Below are 20,876 nucleotides of genomic sequence, written 5' to 3' on the forward strand. Positions count from 1 at the left end.
TACGAAAAGAAATATACACTATGAAATTCGACTACCCTGCTGAGCTTCCTATTTGCGCAGCACACGACGAAATAATAGAAGCAATTAAGTCTTCACAAGTCGTGATTGTTTCCGGACAGACTGGCTCCGGTAAAACTACGCAAATCCCAAAAATGGTGCTTGAGCTTGGAAGAGGCGGAAGAGGTAAGCAAATCGTGCACACTCAGCCTCGCCGTTTAGCTGCACGCACTGTTGCTGAGCGAATCGCAAACGAAATGGAAGTAAAACTAGGCGAAGAAATCGGCTATCAAGTGCGATTTACCGACGAAAGTTCACCTAAAACAAAGCTTCGAATTGTTACTGACGGTATTTTACTTGCGCAAATTCAGCGAGATCCTCTTCTTACTAAATACGACACGATTATTATTGACGAAGCTCACGAACGCAGTCTTAACATTGACTTTTTGCTAGGATATTTAACGACTTTACTTCCGCAAAGACGCGATTTGAAGCTGATTATTACTTCAGCAACAATAGATTCTGCAAAATTCCGTGAACATTTTGAGCAAGCTTTACACATAAAAGTTCCTGTTATTGAAGTTTCTGGACGCACTTACCCTGTGCGAGTTCTTTATGAACCACTTGGATCCGCTCCTTCACTTATGCAACACGTCCCCGGCTTTGCAGACATAACAATGGATGAGGAAACTGTTGCAGAAAGCCAATCTAACGAAAGCAATCGAGACGATATTACAGATGAAGATATGACATCTGCAGTAACTCGCGCATGTGCTCAATTAGTGATTCATTCAAGCCACGAGCAAGGCGCGCGCGACATTATGGTTTTCGCTTCTGGCGAGCGCGATATTCGAGAGTTTGAAGCAGGATTACGCTCATATTTTGGCACTCGAGCAAGTGATATGAAGCGAGCTGATGCTATTGAAATAGTGCCGCTTTTTGCGCGTCTTTCTGCAAAAGATCAGCATCGAGTATTTGAACATCACTCTCATCAACGCATTGTTATTGCTACGAACGTTGCTGAAACTTCGCTTACTGTTCCTGGGATTCGATACGTTGTCGATCCTGGTTTTGCGAGAATTAGCAGATATTCTAAGTCTGCAAAAGTGCAAAGACTTCCTATAGAGCCAATTTCTCAAGCGAGCGCAGATCAGCGTTCTGGGCGATGCGGACGAATCGCGGACGGAATTGCTATTAGACTTTACTCGCGCGAAGATTACGAAACTCGCCCTCGTTTTACCGATCCTGAGATTCTGCGCACTTCGCTTGGAACAGTAGTATTGCACATGCTTTCAGTAGGAGTTGCTAAAACTGGCGAAGATATTACAAATTTCGGTTTTATTGACCCTCCTGATATGAAAGCAGTAAGCGACGGCTTTAATGAGCTTAATGAGCTTGGCGCAATAAGTAGAAAATCAGGTTTCATCACTTTAACTCATATTGGCCGCGAGCTTTCTAAATTGCCGATTGACATTCGTTTAGGACGCATGATTATTGAAGCGGCGCGTAAAACAACTCCGAATACTCTTGCAGCTGTGCTGGTAATTGTTGCGTTTTTGAGTTTGCAAGATCCTCGCGAGCGCCCTGAAGAACAGCGTGAAGAAGCGGATAGACTTCATAATCGTTATGCGGATGAAACAAGCGATTTCTTAACTGCTTTAAATATTTGGGATTATATTTTCCAAGCAGACGGAAGTATGAGCAATAATGCTCTTCGCAAACTTTGTAAAGCGGAATTCTTCCACTTTTTGCGTTTAAAACAGTGGAAAGATTTAGTTAATCAACTTCAAGACTTGTGTAAAGAGTTGCATTATAAAGTTGGCGAGCCTATTCCATCTAAAAGAGTATCTTTGGAAATTCGTCAACTTCCTAATAATCAACAGGCTGCTCACAGCTTGTGCTGCTCTTGGGATTCGCAAGGAATACACTCGTCGATGCTTGCAGGATTGCTTTCTATGTTGGGAATGCAAGTAGTGCGTGAACCAAAAGCTTCAGATTTTGCTAATTTGCATGGATCAGCAAAAATTCGAGCTATGAAACGCGCTCAAAAAATGGCTAAAAACGACTATCAAGGCGCACGCGGAGGAAGATTCGCAATATTCCCAGCTTCATCTGTTTCGAAAACAACTCCTTCATGGGTTATGTGTACGCAATTAGTCGAAACATCTAGACTTTGGGCAAGATATTGCGCACAAGTCGATCCTGCTTGGGCCGAGCCTCTTGCTAAAAATCTTACTAGAATCACGTATTCTGACGCTCATTGGAGTGCTTCTAAAGGTGCTGCTGTAGCAAAATCTAAAGTATTACTATACGGATTGCCTATTGTTCAAGATCGCACAGTTCAATGGACTAGAATTAATCCTTACGAAGCTCGAACGATTATGATTCGTCAAGGCTTAGTTGAAGCAGATGTGCAACAGCGTTTTGCACACGATGAGTTTATTTTAAATAATCACAATGTGCTTGAAGATGCAGATAATCAAGCAAATCGCACTCGTCAAATAAGCGAAACTGTAAACGACGAAGATTTATTTACTTTTTACGACACTCGCATTCCTCAAGAAGCAACTACTATTGCAGCTCTTGCAAAATGGTGGAAAGATAACCGCGAAGAAAATCCACACAAGTTAGACTTTAATCCCGATGAAGTTGAACGTTTACAAACTACGCAAAGTACTGATTTAGCTGACTACCCTGACCATTGGGATACAGTTGGTACAGATGGTCAGATTATAAGGTTGCGTTTAAGTTATGTGTATGATCCAGCTAATCCTTTGGACGGCGTAACTGTGCATGTGCCGCTTTACGTACTTTCGCGTTTAACTCCTGAAGAATTTACTTGGAATGTTCCAGGTTTGCTTGATGAGCTTATTATTGGCATGATTAAATCTTTGCCTAAAGCTCTACGAGTACAGTTTGTTCCAGCTCCTGATACTGCTCAAAAAATTCGCTCTTGGATTGACGAACATTACGACGAGCTTCCTGGGATTGGAGAAACAGAAAGCAATATAAAAAGCGAATGGCAAGATTTTAGAGAAGTTTTCACTAAAGCTGCAATTTGTGTAATTGGAGCGCAAATACATCCTGAAGTTTTCGACGACGAGCAAATAAGCAGACTCTCACCATACTTGCGCATGACGTTTAGTGTTGAAGAGAGAAAAGCTAACGAAAGTCGCAATAAACCTGCAGGTCGTAACAAGTACTCTAATCGCGTAAAACCTACAATTCTTGGAACAGATAAGTCATTAATTGCATTGCAAAAACGCTTTGCAAAAGAAGCTCAAGAATCTGCGCGGGCGGTTGTAAATCGTAAAGCAAGTAAAGCAGCTCAAGCTGGAAACGTTGTAGAAAGAGCTGATTTATTGCACAAATCAGGCGCTACAAATCTTTCGCGCGCGCAAATGGTATGGCAGGGTGCGCTAAACATGTTGCATTTAGACAATAAGCGTATTACTTCTCGCTGGCTTGGCGCTGAATCTTTAATGCTCGCATCTGCACCTTATTCAACTTCTAACGCTTTAGCAGAAGACTTGCAAATGGCTGCAGTAAAACGACTAATTGCGAACACAGATAATATTACTGACGACAATTTATTACGCGAAACTGTTGCCAACATTTCCGAAATATACGAGGATACGGTATACGATGTAGCTCACGATGTGATTGCTATATTAAAGCGTGATGCGGAAGTTAGTAAAGCTGTTTCTGGCAAAGCAGATTTGCCTTTGCTTTCAGTGTTGCAATCAATCCGCGAACACACTGCAAGTCTTGTATACGAAGGGTTTATTGCCAAAACTCCATCTGATTCTCTGCCTCGTATTGAACGCTACTTGCATGCAGACGTGATTCGTCTTACTAAAGCTAAGGCAGACAAAAACCGTGACGTACGTTGGGCTTGGCAGGCAGATGAAGCACATAAGCTTGTAGTAAAAGCTCAAGAAGACGCTCAGAAAATCCCATCAGGACCAGCACATGACGAGTCACAAATAATCGCTGAGAAATTACGTTGGATGTGCGAAGAATTCTATGTATCTCTTTGGGCGCAAGAATTGGGAACTGCATATCCGATTAGCATACAACGCATGCGAAAGATGATTGGCGGAAGGTGAAAGCTGTTTCGCATATATGCATATATTTTTTCTTAGCGCTTGCAATGTTGTAAACAATATTGCTCATAACGTTGTAAACAAACTTTATTTGCACAGTTGCTAAGCTATTGCCAATTATAATTCTATTGCTTTTGCTTTTACTATTATTTTGGTCTTATTCTTGATCTTCGTTTACTTCAATTGCATTGCTTTCTTTAGTAATAAAGTTTCTGAATGTAAATACGATAATCCCTAATAATGCAACAGCAGCACACATAAGAGATATGTTTGCAAATCCAGACGAAATACCAGAAGCACCCGTTATAGAATTTCCACTCAGCATGTTTTTATCTAATATTCCGTCAAAAATTACTACACCAACAGACGCAGAAACACTAATAACTAAATCATTCATTCCGCACCCTCTGCCAGATTCTTCAACTGGAAGAGATGAAAGAATTGTTGAGGCCAGTGGAGAATACACCATTCCACAACCTGCATAATAAATGCATGCACACAAAGCTATAGCCAAGAATCCAGAATTTATTAATACTGCAATACCAATCCATCCGCAAAGTATAAACAATATTGCTAATAATAAACCTGTTTTTCTTCCTATACGACTAATTATTAAGCCTGAGCATGAACCGAATATTGCAGCAACAATAAAAGCCCAAACTAAATAAGAAGCTACTTGTGAAGTAGTCATGTTATACAAAGTTTTTCCAACTCTATTGAACAGTGGGCTTATGCAATAATTTGTGAAGTATATTATGCCCATCAAAATTATGCCAGAAAGCCAACGAATATTTTTAAAGAAAGCTGGTGTAACAAACGGCTCTTTAGCTTTACTAATGTAAATACCAAAAATTATAAACAATATAATTGCTGAAATAAGCATCAACAAGTTTCTGTATGAAATGAACAATGTAAGAGATGCAACAGCAAATCCAAAGACTGTAAAACCAACAACATCAATTTTTTTACCATTGCCGTTTTTTGTTGGTAAATAATGCAATAATGCCGGCAATATTAGAATAGTTAATGCTGGAATTAAGAATAAATATTGCCAAGCAATAGAGCTTAACAATCCCGCTGAAAATACTCCAATACATGCAGAAAGCTGGTACGATGCTGTAAATAATCCGAAGAAGATAACTTTCAAATCATTTCGCAAATATTTCGTTGCAATTACTAAGAATGATGAACCTGCTACTTGTTCACCAGTTGTTTGCATAATACGAGCAGCAATAACTGTCCACAAATTTGGCTCAAAACAAGAATTAGCTACAAATCCAAAAACTGAGCCTATAAACAAAGATGTTAATCCAATAGTTACTAGCTTTTTTAATGACACAAAGTCGCCTAAAGAACCGTAAATAAAGCATACAATTCCTAAAATAATGCCAGGTAAACCAGTTATAAGAGGCGCTTGATCAACAGCTTTCACATCTATACCAACTTGTTTATAAACAAGATTGAAACCTTGCAAGCACAAGGTGCTAATAACAAATGTAATAAGCAGTAGTATTAACGCACGAACAGCAACCTTATCGCGCTTTTCTGGGTCATCATAAGGATCCACAGAAGAACAATCAAATCGTTTAGTCCCAATCATCACCGTCCTACTTCCCTACAACAGCCTAATAATTCCAAATATTTATGCAGAAAACTACTGCAAATAAATCAATCTGCTCTAACAATCTAAAGTTAATCGCAACAAATTCTTCGCGCGTAGCTACTCAATCGGATAATTCTACAGTTTGATAGTTACAATCAACAATAAAAGTTAGGAACAATTTTAAAAAATAATCACAATAATAAAATGATTCGCATATCACTTATAATGTAACAAGCTAAGTAGGAGGAAACATGGTGCAGAGAAGAAAGAAACATGATTCTATTCATGTCAACCTAAATAGTGAACATAATAGTGGTGCTCATCACAATAAAAACAACAGTTCATTAAAGCATAAGTTTTACTCCAATAAAATTTTACGAAACATTATTATTGCTGTCATAGGCATTGCTATTATCATTCCTGTTGTTCAGTGGATACGTTGGGAACAGACTGTTTCTAATCTTCGCAACAAACAAGAACAACTTGTGTCACGCTTCGATTTTAATCCAGGCAATATTATTTCTGATTCTCAATTTTTTGACGATAACGCAATGAGTAAAGACGAAGTACGCAATTTTATACGCAAAAAAGGAGCAAAATGCACTGGTAAAAATTGCTTAAAAAATGCGTACTTTAATACTCACACTATTCCTGCCGATTCACTATGCTCAAAGTATCAAAGTGTAAGCAAAGAATCTTCTGCAGACATAATATACAAATCAGCAAAAGCATGTCATATCAGTCAACGAGTATTACTTACCATGCTGCAAAAAGAACAACATCTTGTAACAGACACTGATCCTAGCGATTTCCAATACAAATCAGCTATGGGATTAGATTGTCCAGATGATTCTCATTGCAACCCACGTTTTGCAGGATTCTTTAAACAAGTAATTGGTTCCGCAAGAAGATATAGATATTATCTTCTTCATAACGATCAATATAACTACCACCCTAACACGATTAACACAATTCAATATTCGCCAAATAAATCATGCGGATCTAGCAATGTTTATATCGAAAATAAGGCTACTGCATTACTTTATATCTATACTCCTTATCAGCCAAATATAGAATCGTTAAAAGCTGGATACGGCGAAGGAAATTCGTGCTCAGCATATGGAAATCGCAATTTTTCATTGATTTACTCTGCTTGGTTCGGAGATCCTCGCAAATAATATTCGTTAGATCGACATAGGAATACAATCTCGGTGTATAAGCTTCGAGGTATACTTAAATGTCTAATTTTTGGCACAATTGATTAAAGATTACAAATTGACTGCTTCTATATTTAACAAAAACAACAAAGACTCACTTATTACAGATTTAATTTTTAATGCGAAAGTTAAAGATGATTTTGTTTTAGGCAGAGAATCATGGTGGAAAGAAGTATTAAAAAAGTAAGGATTTTGGCTATAACGCTAATTAATTTAAATAATCATTAAAAATAAGCCTCACCAATACAATATCAAAAGATTAGTATTCAGCGCATGAAAAAACTATGTTAGCGTAAAAACTATATTAGTTTAAAAATGCGCGGCATAAGACTACAAAAAAGTGGTCACTATCCACGCAGCCAAAGATGACTGCAAGATAGTGACCACTAACATATTGAGTAAATAATAATTACTCTTTAACCATAAGGCTACGAGCAATGTAAACTACTAAGCCGATAAAGGCTACAATAGCGCCCATCATAAGCAAGTTAGAATAGCCTGCACTTAAGCCTTGGATTCCAGCAAAAGAGAATCCTTTTAGCAAGTTTCCACCAAAGAATCCGCTGAAAATGGAAATACCGATTGATGCTGTAACATTCATAACTAAATCGTTCATACCGCATCCACGACCCGATTCTTCAACAGGCAATGCGCTAAGAACCGTTGAAACGATTGGCGAATACATAAGTCCGCAACCAGCGTAGTAAACGCATGCGCACAAAGTTAGAACAAGGAATCCGCAATTGATGAATACAGCAGCTCCAACCCATCCAAGAATCATAAGAACAGCAGCTGTAATAATACCAGCTTTACGTCCAATGAAACCGATAATTGCTCCAGAGCATGTTCCAAACACTGCTGCCACAACAAATGCCCATACAAGGTAGGAAGAAACTGCCTCAGTGCTCATATGATACAAAACTCCACCAATAACATTGTAAATTGGAGGCATGCAATAGTTAGTAAAGTAGAAGATGAATATTAAGACAATGCCCGAAAGCCAACGCTTATTCTTAAAGAATGCAGGAGTTACAAACGGGTTCTTTGCCTTCATAATATAGCCAGCAAACACAACAAACAGCACGATGGATCCAAGCAACAATCCCCATGCCTTGTACGAGAAGAACAAAGTCAGCAATGCAACAGCAATACCAAACACTGTAAAGCCAAGCTTATCTATCTTCCCACCAATACCATTCTTTGTAGGCAAGCACTTAACAAGAACTGGCAAGAACAGAATAGTAATTGCAGGAATCAAGAACAAATACTGCCAAGCAATAGAGCTAAGAGCACCAGCAGCAAAAACGCCAATAGAAGCAGAAAGCTGATAAGCTGCAGTAAAGAGTCCAAAGAAAATTACCTTAAGATCGTTGCGCAAATACTTAGTTGCAATAACAAGGAAGGAAGAACCTGCTACCTGTTCGCCAGCTGTTTGTAAAATACGCGCAATAATAACAGTCCACAAGTTTGGAGTGAAGAAGAAGTTTGCAATAAAACCAAACAACGATCCAACAAACAGTGTTACAAGTCCGATTGTTATGAGTCTACGAAGCGACACAAAGTCACCTAAAGAGCCGTAAATAAAGCACACAATGCCTAAAACAATAATTGGCAAACTCGTAATAAGAGAAGCTTGATTAGGAGCACCAACAGCTTTACCAATCTGATCGAATACCAGATTAAATCCTTGCAAACACAATGTTCCAAGGATAAAGGTTATAAGAAGTAAAATTAGCGAGTAAATCGCCACTTTGTCGCGGGTTTTTGGATCTTCGTATGAGTCTACCGCGCTAGATTTTGCAATCTCAGTCATAATAATCCAATCAATTAATATTTTTAGTTTTTACATTGGTAAATAGGGCACGTCGTATATTGCGGAAAATGTTGCGATTTGCGGCGTGTCGAACAACAAAAAGCGGAGTTAAAACGGAATTAAAAAACGCGTAAAATCCACACTCAGCCAGCGATTTTTGCCAAGCCAGAAATGCGCGTCATAAACTCGTTCAAGAATCGTGGAACATCAACACCAACAGCAACTTGCATTGTTTTAACAGGGTCATTCAAGCGCGTAACATCACCAATTGTGCGTCCACGAGTTGGGCCTTCAACATCTACCTGCATGTTGATTGGTAGAGTTGTAACAAGCGTTGGATCCACAGCTACCGCTACTGCCAAAGGATCATGCAAGCCGCATCCGCCAAGGTGCGGAGCCGTAGTCTCATATGCCTTAATGTAAAAATCGGTCATATCTGCAAGGAACTTGCCAGCCTTTGTGCCAAGGTCACGCCACTGCTTTGTCTCCTTGTAAGTAAGCAAAGTCTGTAATGTAACGTCCAAGCCAACCATTGTTACTGGAGCGCCAGAGCGGAAGAGTACATCTGCAGCATCTGGATCTTGAGATATATTCGCCTCAGTCCAAGCGTTTACGTTTCCATGAATGGTAAGCGCGCCGCCCATAAGAACAATCTTGCCAATCTCATCTTTGATTTCTGGAGCCTTATGCAATGCAGCAGCAATATTTGTCATAGGACCAGTTGGAACATAAATAAGATCCTTGCCATAAGTCTTAACTGCATCAATTATGAAATCAACAGCTGGCTCAGACTCAGCTTCACGCTTTGAATCTGGAATAACAACATCGCCAATACCATTGTCACCGTGAATGAATGCAGAAATAGGCAGAACTTCAAACGAATCTTTCTTGCTCGCATGCGGCAAACCACGATACACTTTAACTTCTGGATGTCCAAATAAATCTGTTATAGCAAGAGCATTACGAACGCCCTGTTCCATTAAAACGTTGCCATACGTACCAGTAATACCGATCAGCTCAACCTCAGGGCTACCAAGAGCATAAGAAATTGCTAAGGTATCATCAACACCAGTATCCAAATCAAGAATAAGCTTCTTCATGTGAACTACCTTTCTGATTACAAACTCGCTACATCAACAGTGATGCAGTAAGCCATTCTGTTTATTTCTAAGTTGCAACAAACTAGTAGGCGTCAACCTCATCGTTTTATGCTTCACAACTCAAGAATTCTATCTCTCTATAATTCAAAATCAACCCTTATAAACATATGTTTAGATTATATTTTTGCGGCAAAATAAAACGCAATTATTCGCTAAGCTTTTAGCTTGTTTTAATTTAGATTACAACACGAAATAAATCAGTGGTTTATGCCTCGAGATACACTTAAATGCCTAAAAATTGGCTTTGATTTGGCTGCAGATTCTACGAAGAATGGAAGCGTATGTCTACCTATTCCTCACAACTTAGCGAAGAACAACAAGCTGTTGACCGAGCTTATAGCCGTCTAGATGATTTGCGTAATACTATTCGCGCGCGCTTAGACGCTGTGCGCGCGTCAGGTTCGCACGGTTCACCAACACAGCGCACAGAGCGCGACTCATTCGCAACCATGTACGAAGATCGTCTTACACAATTACGAGCTGTTGAAGATCGTCTTGTTTTTGGAAGACTTGATAACACAGAAGGCATTAGGCGATACATTGGTCGCATTGGTTTGCTTAGCGAAAACCATGATCCTATTCTTACAGATTGGCGCGCTGAAGCTGCACGACCTTTTTATGAGGCAACCCCTTCGCATCATGGCGATATTGTTATGCGTCGTCATATTACACTCCGTTTCAGAGACGTTATTGGTGTTGAAGATGAAGTACTTGACATACATTCTGATGAAATAGGAAAAGCTTCACAACAAGGTACTCTTACTGGCGAAGGAGCACTGCTCGCATCTTTAGGTTCTCGCAGAACCGGCAAAATGACTGATATTGTTGCCACTATTCAAGCAGAACAAGATCGAATTATTCGCGCTCCTCTTGATCACACTATTGTTGTACAGGGAGGTCCTGGCACAGGAAAAACAGCTGTTGCTTTGCACAGAGCAGCCTATTTGTTATACACTCACAGGCGCAAACTTGAGCGTTCAGGAGTTCTTATTGTTGGTCCAAGTTCGGCATTCTTGCGTTATATTGATCAAGTACTCCCTTCTCTTGGTGAAACAGGTGTAGTAAGTAGAACTATTTCCGACTTAATTCCTGGAATTTGTGCTACAGATGAAGATTCTCCATACGCAGCAAAATTAAAAGGAATGTATCGTATGCGAACAGTTATTGCGAATGCAATTGCCGCTCGTATTCGCGTTCCTAAAAATCTTCCAACAATTCATGTTGGAGGATTTGGTATTCCTCTTCTAAAAGAAGATATTGAGATAGCTCAATCAGATGCTCAACGGACTCACCAGCCGCATAACCAGGCACGAAATACTTTTATAAAAACCGTGCTCAGCATATTGAAAAATCGTTATTTGGAAAAACTTGATTATGTTCCAGATCAAGCTGAATTAAACGATATAACTTCTCAACTTCGTCTTGACGATAAACTGCGCATTACTTTAAATCTTGCATGGTTACCTATGACTGGAGAATGGCTCATTGACCAACTTTTTGCTAAACCTGACAAATTACGCACATACGCACCTTGGTTGAGCGACGAAGACATTAACTCACTTACTAGACCAAAGGGCAGCCCGCTTACTCGTTCTGATATTCCATTACTTGATGAAGCTATGGAATTGCTCGGTCCTGATCCAAAACTTGACGCTCAAAGATCTGCAGCACAAGCAAAAAAACTTGAAGAACAACAATTTGCAGCTGACACTTTAGCACAAGCTGGTATTGGAAATGGCATAGTAACTGCTGATATGCTTCTTGATAATCTGCAAGGCGACGATGCAGGAATGCTTGCCCGTAAAGCAGCTTCTGACCGCGAGTGGACATATGGTCACGTAGTTGTCGATGAAGCTCAAGAGCTTACAGCAATGGATTGGAGAATGCTTATTCGTCGTTGTCCTTCACGCTCCTTTACTATTGTTGGCGATGTTGCACAAACTTCTGCGCTCGGAGGAACTCACAGATGGCAGAAGAATATGAATTCTCTATTTGGAGAACCAAATTGGGATCTTTACGAGTTAACAATTAATTATCGAAATCCTAGTGAAGTTTCTGAAGCAGCAAGCAAAGTTGCAACAGATTCAGGATTATACATTTCTACTGTTCATGCAGTTCGCTCAGTACCTGATTCACTCGTATCACAAACGGTTGAATCACAAGATGAACTCGATACTGCACTTGCAGAATCTTGTATAAAACTATTCGAAAAATTTGTCTCTGATGATGGTAGTGGTCGTATTGCAATCATTACTCCTAACAGTATAGTTAGCCATGCTAAAAAGGTTGTAAATCAAGCATTAGAACATGCATTACCTGAAAAATTATGGAATCAGTTAAACAAACAAAATGCCGATGATTGCCAATGCAGCGTTTGCACAGCTGAGGAAGTAAAAGGTCTTGAATATGACGCTGTCATAGTGTTGCAACCTTCTCAAATTGAGCAGGAAGCAGCATCTAGACTAACTGCTGCAGCCAATCTATATGTTGCAATGACTAGACCAACTCAAAAATTGCATATAATACGCACTGCAGATGACGCAAATTTTGAGAAATAGAACTCAAAATAATGCAAAAGCGCAGGGAATAGATATTCTGTAACAATAATCGATAAAATTATTATTTTTCTGTTTTACTACGCTTTAAATCTTCAATGGCATGTTCAAAATCTTCAAGACCTGCGAAGTTTTGGTACACACTTGCAAAACGAAGATATGCAACTTCATCTAATTCACGCAATGGCTTAAGAATAGCTTTGCCAACTTCTTCAGATGTAACTTGCGCTAAACCTCGTGCTCGCAAATCAGCTTCTACTCGCATACCAATTGTCTTTAACGCTTCAGCATTAATGGGACGTCCTTGACATGCTTTGCTAACACCGGCAACAACTTTTGCCCGATCAAAAGGTTCAATAGAGCCTGAACGCTTCATTACAAGCAACTGAGTTGTTTCCACCGTAGTAAATCGATTACCACAAACTTGGCATTCACGTCTACGGCGAATAGAGTAACCATCTTCACTGATACGAGTATCTATAACTTTCGTATCAGAATTCTTACAAAAAGGACAATGCATATATTCAGCATACTAAAAAATAGCGAAAAACTACATAATATTATTCACTTTATTCAAATATTTCCGAATATTATACGATTTTATTGTCCATAATCCGAAATACTCCATAAAACACACTGAATATTACATCATCATTTTCAGTAAAACTTAGCTCATCAGTTTCAATCTCAAATATAGTAATATTTTCCCTTCTCATATTTCCCCCATTTTCATACTATTTGTACTCAATCAACTATTGAGCATCATTTAATGGAACATTAATAGACTGTCCGATAACCAAATCTTCAGAAGAAAGATGATTTAAAGCCATTAAACGCTCTACATTATCTGATATATCACCGTTTTTAGGAGTAATAGTAGCAGCATAATTCCATAACGTATCTCCAGGACGAACTGTATATGTAACAACTCTTTCAGGTATTGCAGAAACAGCAGTCTTTGGCATAAACAATGTACAGAATGTTATTGCTGTCATCAAAAGTACAGTTACACGAAAAACTCTAGTTTTGCGCGCATGCTTATTAGAAACGCAGCGTTTACGAATCAAATAAGTATTTTCTTGCATACCTACTCTAACTTCCCTGCCACTTCTAATTAATGACGTACTCATAATTATCCTTTCTCCTTCCTTAATCGACTGAACATTTGTTCTATCGAACAGATGTATTAATAATGACACATTTGTTCGATAGTTGCAACGGCGTGTCGAACAGATGTTTGATTTTTTTAAGAAAGTGCGTTAAAATAGTAAAAGCGAAAGGAGCACCATGAATAACGATGGCACAAATAACGATAACAATGGCATTAATGCTAGCGATATTAGCGCAATGTCACTTACTGACCGCCAACGCAATATTATCAATGCCATCCAAAACAATATAAAAATTCATGGATTCCCTCCTTCTTTCCGCGAAATCGGAGAAGCAGTTGGACTTAGAAGCCCATCTTCTGTGAAACATCAATTGCGGACACTTGAAGATAAAGGGATTTTGCGAATTAATGCAAATAAAGGTCGCGCTATTGAAATTCTTGATAATTCAATTGTTGAAAACAATTCAAATAACAAAATTAATAAAAATTCTTCAAGAGTTGCCAATATTAGCGCATACGAATCTGATTCTGTTATAAATTCTAGAGATGTTCCTCTAGTGGGAAGAATCGCAGCAGGAGCTCCAATAACAGCAGAACAGCATATTGAAGATGTAATGCGATTGCCAGAACGTCTTACAGGTACAGGAAATCTTTTTATGCTTGAAGTACACGGCGATTCGATGATTGACGCCGCTATTTGCGATGGCGATTATGTAGTAGTTAGAGAGCAGCATGAGGCTGTAAATGGAGACATTGTTGCAGCACTGTTAGATAACGAAGCAACTGTTAAAACTTTCAGAAATGACCACGGTCACGTATGGCTTATTCCACATAATCCGGCTTACTCTCCTATTGACGGATCACACGCAACTATTATGGGAAAAGTTGTTACAGTTTTGCGAAAAATATAGAACTTATCCACCAACCCCTCAAAAAATATTCTCCCCACTTATTTCAAAATATGAACTAAGTGGGGAGAATAATATTTATAAAATCAACTTATGCAGATTATGAAAATCATGTAACTTACGCAACTTACGCAAGTGGATGCGAATCCTTAATTGTCACTGAAATTTCACGTCCATTTGGAGCTGCATAGCTAACAGTATCACCAGCATGAGCACCCATAATAGCTGCCCCAATTGGAGATTCCGGGCTAATAACGTCATAATCCGTAGCTACAGCAATATCGCGAGAACCAAGAACATAAGTCATTTCTCGACCTGCAAGCTCAAGAGTAACCAAAGAACCATTGCCAACAGTGCCATCCTTCGGTGCTTCAAGAATCTTCGCATTACGAAGCTTTACAATAAGCTCATTAATGCGACCTTCATTCTTTCCTTGCTCTTCACGAGCAGCCTGATAACCACCATTTTCAGACAAATCACCTTCAGCACGAGCTGCAGCAATACGCTCAGTGATTTCTTCTCGATACTCACCTTCACGATGTGCTAACTCTTCTTTTAGTTTGTCATACGCTTCCTGCGTAAGTAAAATAGTTTTTTCTTCAGCCATTGCTACCTCCTTATACAACAATTTCTAAAAATAAAAACTATGCGCTCGTAAATAAAATTCACGCTCTTCTATCAACGAGTTGAAATAATATCAACAACAAATACCAACGTGTCTCCGCCGCCAATACCGGCTTGCGGTATGCCACGAGAGCCATAACCATACTCTGGAGGAATAGAAATCAACAAACGAGATCCAACATTATGACCTGGAACAGTACGATCCCAGCCCTGAATCACTTGACCGACACCAATACCAAAACTAGCTGGAGTATGACGAGCAAAGCTTGAATCAAATGGCTTGTCGCTACCCCAAACCACACCATGATAATTCACAGTTACAGTGTCACCTGCACGAACTACAGGACCATTACCTTCAACTAATTCAACAACTTTAAGGCCTGCTGGCGGTTCAGATTCAGGGAACGTCACCGTTGGCGTAGTGCCAAATTCTGCAATCACTTCTGGCATATCTTGTGCCATATTTCCTCCTTTACAAACTCCAAACAGTATAATCTGAACAGTATAACATCTACACAGACAGCTTTTAACCATCCTGCATTACTAAAGCAGCGCATTTTAAATAGTACATTTAAGTAAATGCACATTCGAATAAATGCAGTTTAGACTAACACTTCCTAGATTAACCTGTCCTAGATTAGCACTGAAACGTTACGTATGTACATGAAATATACGCATTGTGTATAACTTAGCAAAAATTAATCTCAAAACATCAACGAATTAATGCAAAAATATTAGCAAATTAGCACTCAACAACGTTTACAGCTAGCCCACCTTTTGAGGTTTCGCGATATTTAGACATCATGTCATGACCAGTTTCTTTCATAGTCTTAATCGCTTTGTCAAGGCTTACCATGTGCGAGCCATCTCCAAGCATTGCCATTCGAACAGCATTAATTGCTGTATTTGCAGCCATAGCATTGCGCTCAATACAAGGAATTTGTACCAAACCGCCTACAGGATCGCAAGTTAATCCCAAATGGTGTTCTATACCGATTTCTGCAGCATTTTCAACCTGTTCCGGGGTCCCTCCCAACACTTCGCACAATCCTGCAGCAGCCATCGAACAAGCAGAACCAACCTCTCCTTGACAACCAACTTCAGCTCCAGAAATTGAAGCATTTCGCTTAAATAAGTAACCAACAGCACCTGCAGCAAGCAAGAATCGCACAACTCCATCTTCATTAGCAGAATCAACAAATCGCCAATAATACTGCAATACTGCAGGAATAATTCCTGCAGAACCATTCGTTGGAGCAGTAACAATACGCCCACCACCAGCATTCTCTTCACTAACAGCGAGCGCAAAAAGATTAACCCACGCAGAGTCTGAACTTTCTAAAGCAGCATCCGAACGACGACGATTGTTGCGAAGCATGTCTGAATTTGCAGCTAAACGCTCATACATGTGAGGAGCTCTGCGAGGCACATCAAGACCTCCTGGCAAAATCGGTTGCTTTGAGTTGCATCCGTTTTCTACACATTTACTCATAACTTTCCAAACATGCAGCAAATAGTTGCGCACGTAGTCAGCATCACCTTCATGCAATGCAAGCTCGTTTTGCCACACAACATCGCTTATTGACATATGCTTTTCTCGGCAAATATTTATAAGCCCGTCGCATGAAGTAAAAGGATAAGGTACAGTGGAATCTTTTGTTTGATTTGAAGAGCTTGCAGCATTATCACTACTATTTCCGTTATTACTTTCGCTATTATTCTCGCTTACACTATTCTTATTGGCATTATTTTCATCTTGCTCAGTAACACGCTCATGCAAGCCAACCATTGCATCATCTGCACACCCTTGACGAATAAATCCGCCGCCAATTGAATACCAAACTTGCTCATCGATTTTATTTCCGTCAGAATCAATTGCAACAAAACGCATTCCATTAGGATGAACAACCATTCGCATCCATTTTTCAAAAATTACGTCCTTATCGTAATCAAAAGCAATAGTATGTTCACCTGCAAGCGTTAAAGTGCCAGTTTTTTTGCATTCCTGACGAATAGTAAGCATATGATCAGTGTCTACATTATCTGGAAGATTTCCTTCAAGACCTGCAACGCAAGCGCGATCAGTGCCATGACCAAGACCTGTTAAAGACAGTGATCCGTAAAGAGTCACACTTACGTGCGCAACGTTTGCAAGACTACCACTTTTTTTAAGCGATGAAACAAACGAACACGCAGCTCGCATAGGACCTACTGTATGTGATGAACTAGGACCAACGCCTACTGAAAACATCTCTAAAATACTAAACACGTATCTATTGTAAGCATCATTAAGCTCACGTCGACACACTAATTACATGAGAAATATGTTAGATTGTTCACTTCTTACTTTGTTTAGATAACAAGTTTGCTAAACTCACGCACACAAACCATAAGATTACAGCTAAAACAACAGCTATAAGCATTACAGTAAACGCGCTTCCTGCAGTCGGCACGTGAATTTCGAAGAATTTTGCAGTAAACGGTATAAAAGCTCCAGCAACTCCAGCTGCAGCAAATAGCGCAACCATAATTCCTCTCCACGAGCGCAACGGCTTGGCAACGCTTGCAAGCACGAGTATGCCGAGAACAAATACGATTACGGAACAAATACTGCGAGTAGTTGCCAAAGCTTGCACGTTTGAGACAATAAAACGAGATGCTATCAAATTATTTGCAACAACATCGTCAAGATTTAATCCCAAAACTCGCGGAGCTATAACAGCAGTAGCGAGCACAGAAGCAGCTATAGCAAATCCGCTAGGAACAGCAAAACGAACAACTCGCTTCAAGAAACCTGGAATGTATCGACAAGTATTAGGCGCAAGAGCGAGCAAAAATGCTGGAATACCAATAGTTAAAGAACCAATATAAGTAATGTGACGAGGCAAATACGGGAAGTGCAACGCTAGAAGCACAACTCCTGCAGAAATAAGCGCAGAATAAACAGTTTTTACAAGGAATAAGCCAGCCACACGTTCCATATTTGCCATCACTTGCCTACCGCGAGCCACAACATCCGGCAAATGCGAGAATCGCGAATCAACAAGAACCACTTGAGCTACAGCTTTTGCAGCAGGAGCAGCATTGCCCATAGCAACGCCCAAATCAGCTTCTTTAAGAGCCAAAGTATCGTTCACGCCATCACCAGTCATAGCAACAACATGACCTTGAGTATGAAGCGCCTGAACAATCGCTTTCTTTTGATGAGGAAGCACGCGCCCAAGCACATCCACATTTTCAAGCACTTTAGCCAATTCGTTAATATCTTCTGGCAATTTTCTAGCGTCCATTGCAACAGGCTTGCGATCTCCTGTTAAGCCAACTTTTGCAGCAACAGCCGCAACCGTTGTAGGGTTATCTCCCGAAATTACGCGGCAACGCACACCCTGCTCACGGAACCATTTAAGCGTTTTGCGAGCATCGTCACGAATACGCTCAGAGCAGCGAACTAAAGCAATAGGATGAGCATTTACGCAAATAGTTGGAGAATCGCCAAAAGTTTTATCTGTTTCTGTTACGCTACTTAAGCTGCTACTATCGACGCTACTTACAGTACTACTTTCGCTACTTACTTTTGCAAGCAGCAGCACGCGCTCACCTTGCTCCGCATAAGAATTAACTTTCGCTAAAAGTTCATTAGAATTTGCATAATTAATCGCGCTTAGCAATACTTCCGGAGCACCCATATACCAAGTTTCATGTTCTCCGCTGCTTTTCGCATATTGCACCGCACTCCACTTTCTAGCAGAAGAGAATGGAAGACGGTTAGATACATGCTGGCTAGCTGCAACTCCTTTAGAGCCAAGCCCTTCCATAATCGCAACACCTGTTGCGTTCGGATTTTCTTCATTTGATAAGTCGAATAAAGCTTGATTGGTTTGCAAGTTGGTCTGCAAAGATATTTCGGCACCACTATTATCTAGATTTTCCACGCCAACGAATGCAATACCACCGTCGGTTATAGTGCCAGTTTTGTCCAGATTCAAGCAGTCTACGCGCGCTAAAGTTTCTACAGATTCCAACTCCTGAACTAACGTTTGCTTACGAGCAAGCCGCATAGCAGCCACCGCAAAATTAAGCGAAGTAAGAAGAACCAATCCTTCTGGAATCATGCCAACAACGCCTGCAACAGCAGAAACAACAGCTCCCCTCCAAGCACCAGTCTGCCAAGCTTCAACAAATCCGCCAACCTTGTGCATTTGCGACCACACAAGCAGCACACACAAAGGCACCACAACCATCGTCATATACTTCAAAATCGTGTTAATTCCACGGCTTAAGTCGGAAATTGTTTTGGTATAAACTTTCGCTTGCGCCGCCAATTTTGCCGCATAACTGTGCTCTCCTACGGCAGTAACACGCGTTAAAGCCATTCCAGAAACTGCAGTAGATCCGGAATAAACGTTATCACCTTTTGCTTTTCGAACTGTAGCAGACTCGCCCGTGAGCATGGACTCGTCCATTTCTAAGCCCCACGATTCCAGCACTTCTACATCTGCAGGAACTTGTTCACCAGCCCTAAGCCACAAAATATCTCCAAGCACAATATCTTTGTGCGCAATCTCAATATTTTCTCCGCCTCTACGAACCATTGCGTAAGACGCCACAAGTATAGAAAGCCTATCCAAAGTGCGCTTTGCTTTTAATTCAGTCACAATGCCAATTCCAGTATTTACCAGAATTACCACACCAAAAACAGCATCCTTCCACGAACCAGTGGCAAGCACAACAACCATTGCTGTGAAAATAATCGCGTTAAACAATGTAAACACGTTCGCGCGCACAATATCCATTAAAGAGCGAGAAGTCTGCTTAGAAGTAATATTCACATCTCCGCGAGAGACTGCCTCTGCAACTTCTTCTGTGCTCAAACCAGAAACTTCTACTTTAGGAAGCACCGCAATAGCGTTATTTTTGCTAATTTCTGTAGATGCCATTGCGTTTTGTTCGTTATTTGTCATTTATAATCACTTCCCTACTATGCGGTGTATTGTCGATTATTGCTCGAACGATGCTTAGCAAAGACGAACGCTCAAATTTTGATTTATTGCTTTTATTGTTTAAAGATTCGCTATTTTTTGATAAATAAGATTCATGAATATTTTTTCCAATTCCACTTCCATCGCTATCAAAATACAAAGTAGCTGCGTATAAAGTTGCGTCTTTTGGTGCTTTTACAGGATTTATTAACGCAACTGGCACTCCAGCGTAACGCACGTATTGCAGCGCAGAAATCCATGCTTTGCTTTCGTTTTGTTTATTGCGAGTGCTGTTATTAAGCTTGTTATTCTCTTTTATATTAGGTTGATTATTATCATTATGCAGGTCGTCAACGCCTGTTACGTCGAGCGCGTCTATAAGTATTAATGAAACAGGTTGCTCGCTTGCAGCGCGAATAGCTTGCTGAGCAGCTTCGTTAGGATTAACAACATTTGATAGCGGCACATAAGAAGCACTCAATTTTGACGTTTTACAATGCTTCATAACTTCGTCATCAAGCGCAGCTAATTTTGAACCAATGACCAGCAAATGGATGTCATTAATATCTATGCCGTCGTGAATTATGTCTCCAGCGCGACCAGTGCTACCAACGGCTTTACCCTGCGGCTCGCAAGCACTCAACGTACCCAACGTTAAAGCAGTTACGACAGCAGCCGCAAAAATGGTAATAGCGCGTTTAGAAAACATAAGACTTTTATACCACACCTTCAACATAAGTGGTTGTTTTGAGTTATTTTATGCAATTTGACAAATTAAAGATTTGCTGGCGATTAATCTGCAA

Annotated in this window: 14 protein-coding genes; 4 read left to right on the forward strand and 10 right to left on the reverse strand. The window is 40.1% G+C overall.

Annotated features, from left to right (window positions below; all coding sequences use genetic code 11):
* Positions 1-20 precede the first annotated feature (20 nt).
* On the forward strand, positions 21-4,106 hold the full coding sequence (gene hrpA / locus HXT39_RS04040) for an ATP-dependent RNA helicase HrpA (protein WP_103013968.1): 4,086 nt from the start codon (positions 21-23) through the stop codon (positions 4,104-4,106).
* A 154-nt stretch (positions 4,107-4,260) separates the two neighbouring features.
* Here hrpA and HXT39_RS04045 read toward each other — a convergent pair whose 3' ends face one another.
* Positions 4,261-5,703 carry an MFS transporter gene (locus HXT39_RS04045; RefSeq protein WP_041160485.1) on the reverse strand — a complete coding sequence of 481 codons (1,443 nt, stop codon included), beginning with the start codon at positions 5,701-5,703 and terminating at the stop codon, positions 4,261-4,263.
* A 254-nt stretch (positions 5,704-5,957) separates the two neighbouring features.
* Here HXT39_RS04045 and HXT39_RS04050 point away from each other — a divergent pair, with 254 nt between their 5' ends.
* Positions 5,958-6,884, forward strand: coding sequence for a hemagglutinin (locus HXT39_RS04050; protein ID WP_103013967.1), 927 nt, complete (start codon positions 5,958-5,960; stop codon positions 6,882-6,884).
* 448 nt (positions 6,885-7,332) lie between these two features.
* Here the strand turns inward: HXT39_RS04050 and HXT39_RS04055 are convergent, their stop codons facing one another.
* Both HXT39_RS04055 and HXT39_RS04060 read right to left on the reverse strand, forming a co-directional pair.
* On the reverse strand, positions 7,333-8,736 hold the full coding sequence (locus tag HXT39_RS04055; protein ID WP_103013966.1) for an MFS transporter: 1,404 nt from the start codon (positions 8,734-8,736) through the stop codon (positions 7,333-7,335).
* Positions 8,737-8,879: 143 nt separating this feature from the next.
* Positions 8,880-9,836 (reverse strand): nucleoside hydrolase, encoded by a 957-nt coding sequence (locus HXT39_RS04060; RefSeq protein ID WP_064621673.1) that lies wholly within the window; start codon positions 9,834-9,836, stop codon positions 8,880-8,882.
* Positions 9,837-10,177: 341 nt separating this feature from the next.
* On the opposite strand from HXT39_RS04060, the gene HXT39_RS04065 reads away from it, so the two are divergent.
* A complete protein-coding gene (locus tag HXT39_RS04065) occupies positions 10,178-12,454 on the forward strand; it encodes a HelD family protein (protein WP_102703005.1) in 2,277 nt (758 codons plus the stop codon).
* Positions 12,455-12,515: 61 nt separating this feature from the next.
* On the opposite strand, the gene nrdR is transcribed toward HXT39_RS04065, so the two are convergent.
* Together nrdR and HXT39_RS04075 are read right to left on the reverse strand one after the other, a co-directional pair.
* Positions 12,516-12,971, reverse strand: coding sequence for a transcriptional regulator NrdR (gene nrdR, locus HXT39_RS04070; RefSeq protein ID WP_012914031.1), 456 nt, complete (start codon positions 12,969-12,971; stop codon positions 12,516-12,518).
* 232 nt (positions 12,972-13,203) lie between these two features.
* Complete coding sequence (locus tag HXT39_RS04075) at positions 13,204-13,581, reverse strand: LysM peptidoglycan-binding domain-containing protein (protein WP_012914030.1); 378 nt, start codon at positions 13,579-13,581, stop codon at positions 13,204-13,206.
* Positions 13,582-13,798: 217 nt separating this feature from the next.
* Between HXT39_RS04075 and lexA the strand changes: the two genes are divergently transcribed.
* Entirely contained in the window at positions 13,799-14,473 is a 675-nt protein-coding gene (lexA, locus tag HXT39_RS04080; RefSeq protein ID WP_100066613.1) for a transcriptional repressor LexA, read from the forward strand.
* Between the two features lie 124 nt (positions 14,474-14,597).
* Here the strand turns inward: lexA and HXT39_RS04085 are convergent, their stop codons facing one another.
* The 5 genes from HXT39_RS04085 to HXT39_RS04105 form a co-directional block, all read right to left on the reverse strand.
* Complete coding sequence (locus HXT39_RS04085; RefSeq protein ID WP_004110818.1) at positions 14,598-15,077, reverse strand: GreA/GreB family elongation factor; 480 nt, start codon at positions 15,075-15,077, stop codon at positions 14,598-14,600.
* Positions 15,078-15,148: 71 nt separating this feature from the next.
* Positions 15,149-15,556, reverse strand: coding sequence for an FKBP-type peptidyl-prolyl cis-trans isomerase (locus tag HXT39_RS04090; protein WP_004107148.1), 408 nt, complete (start codon positions 15,554-15,556; stop codon positions 15,149-15,151).
* Positions 15,557-15,836: 280 nt separating this feature from the next.
* On the reverse strand, positions 15,837-17,345 hold the full coding sequence (locus tag HXT39_RS04095) for an L-serine ammonia-lyase (protein WP_103014040.1): 1,509 nt from the start codon (positions 17,343-17,345) through the stop codon (positions 15,837-15,839).
* Positions 17,346-17,430: 85 nt separating this feature from the next.
* Positions 17,431-20,055 (reverse strand): HAD-IC family P-type ATPase, encoded by a 2,625-nt coding sequence (locus HXT39_RS04100; RefSeq protein WP_103013965.1) that lies wholly within the window; start codon positions 20,053-20,055, stop codon positions 17,431-17,433.
* On the reverse strand, positions 20,045-20,782 hold the full coding sequence (locus HXT39_RS04105) for a hypothetical protein (RefSeq protein ID WP_004110825.1): 738 nt from the start codon (positions 20,780-20,782) through the stop codon (positions 20,045-20,047). The genes HXT39_RS04100 and HXT39_RS04105 overlap by 11 nt, the downstream gene beginning before the upstream one ends.
* Positions 20,783-20,876: the final 94 nt, after the last annotated feature.

It is taken from the genome of Gardnerella sp. DNF01159 (assembly GCF_049244215.1).
Taxonomy (GTDB): Bacteria; Actinomycetota; Actinomycetes; order Actinomycetales; family Bifidobacteriaceae; genus Bifidobacterium; species Bifidobacterium swidsinskii.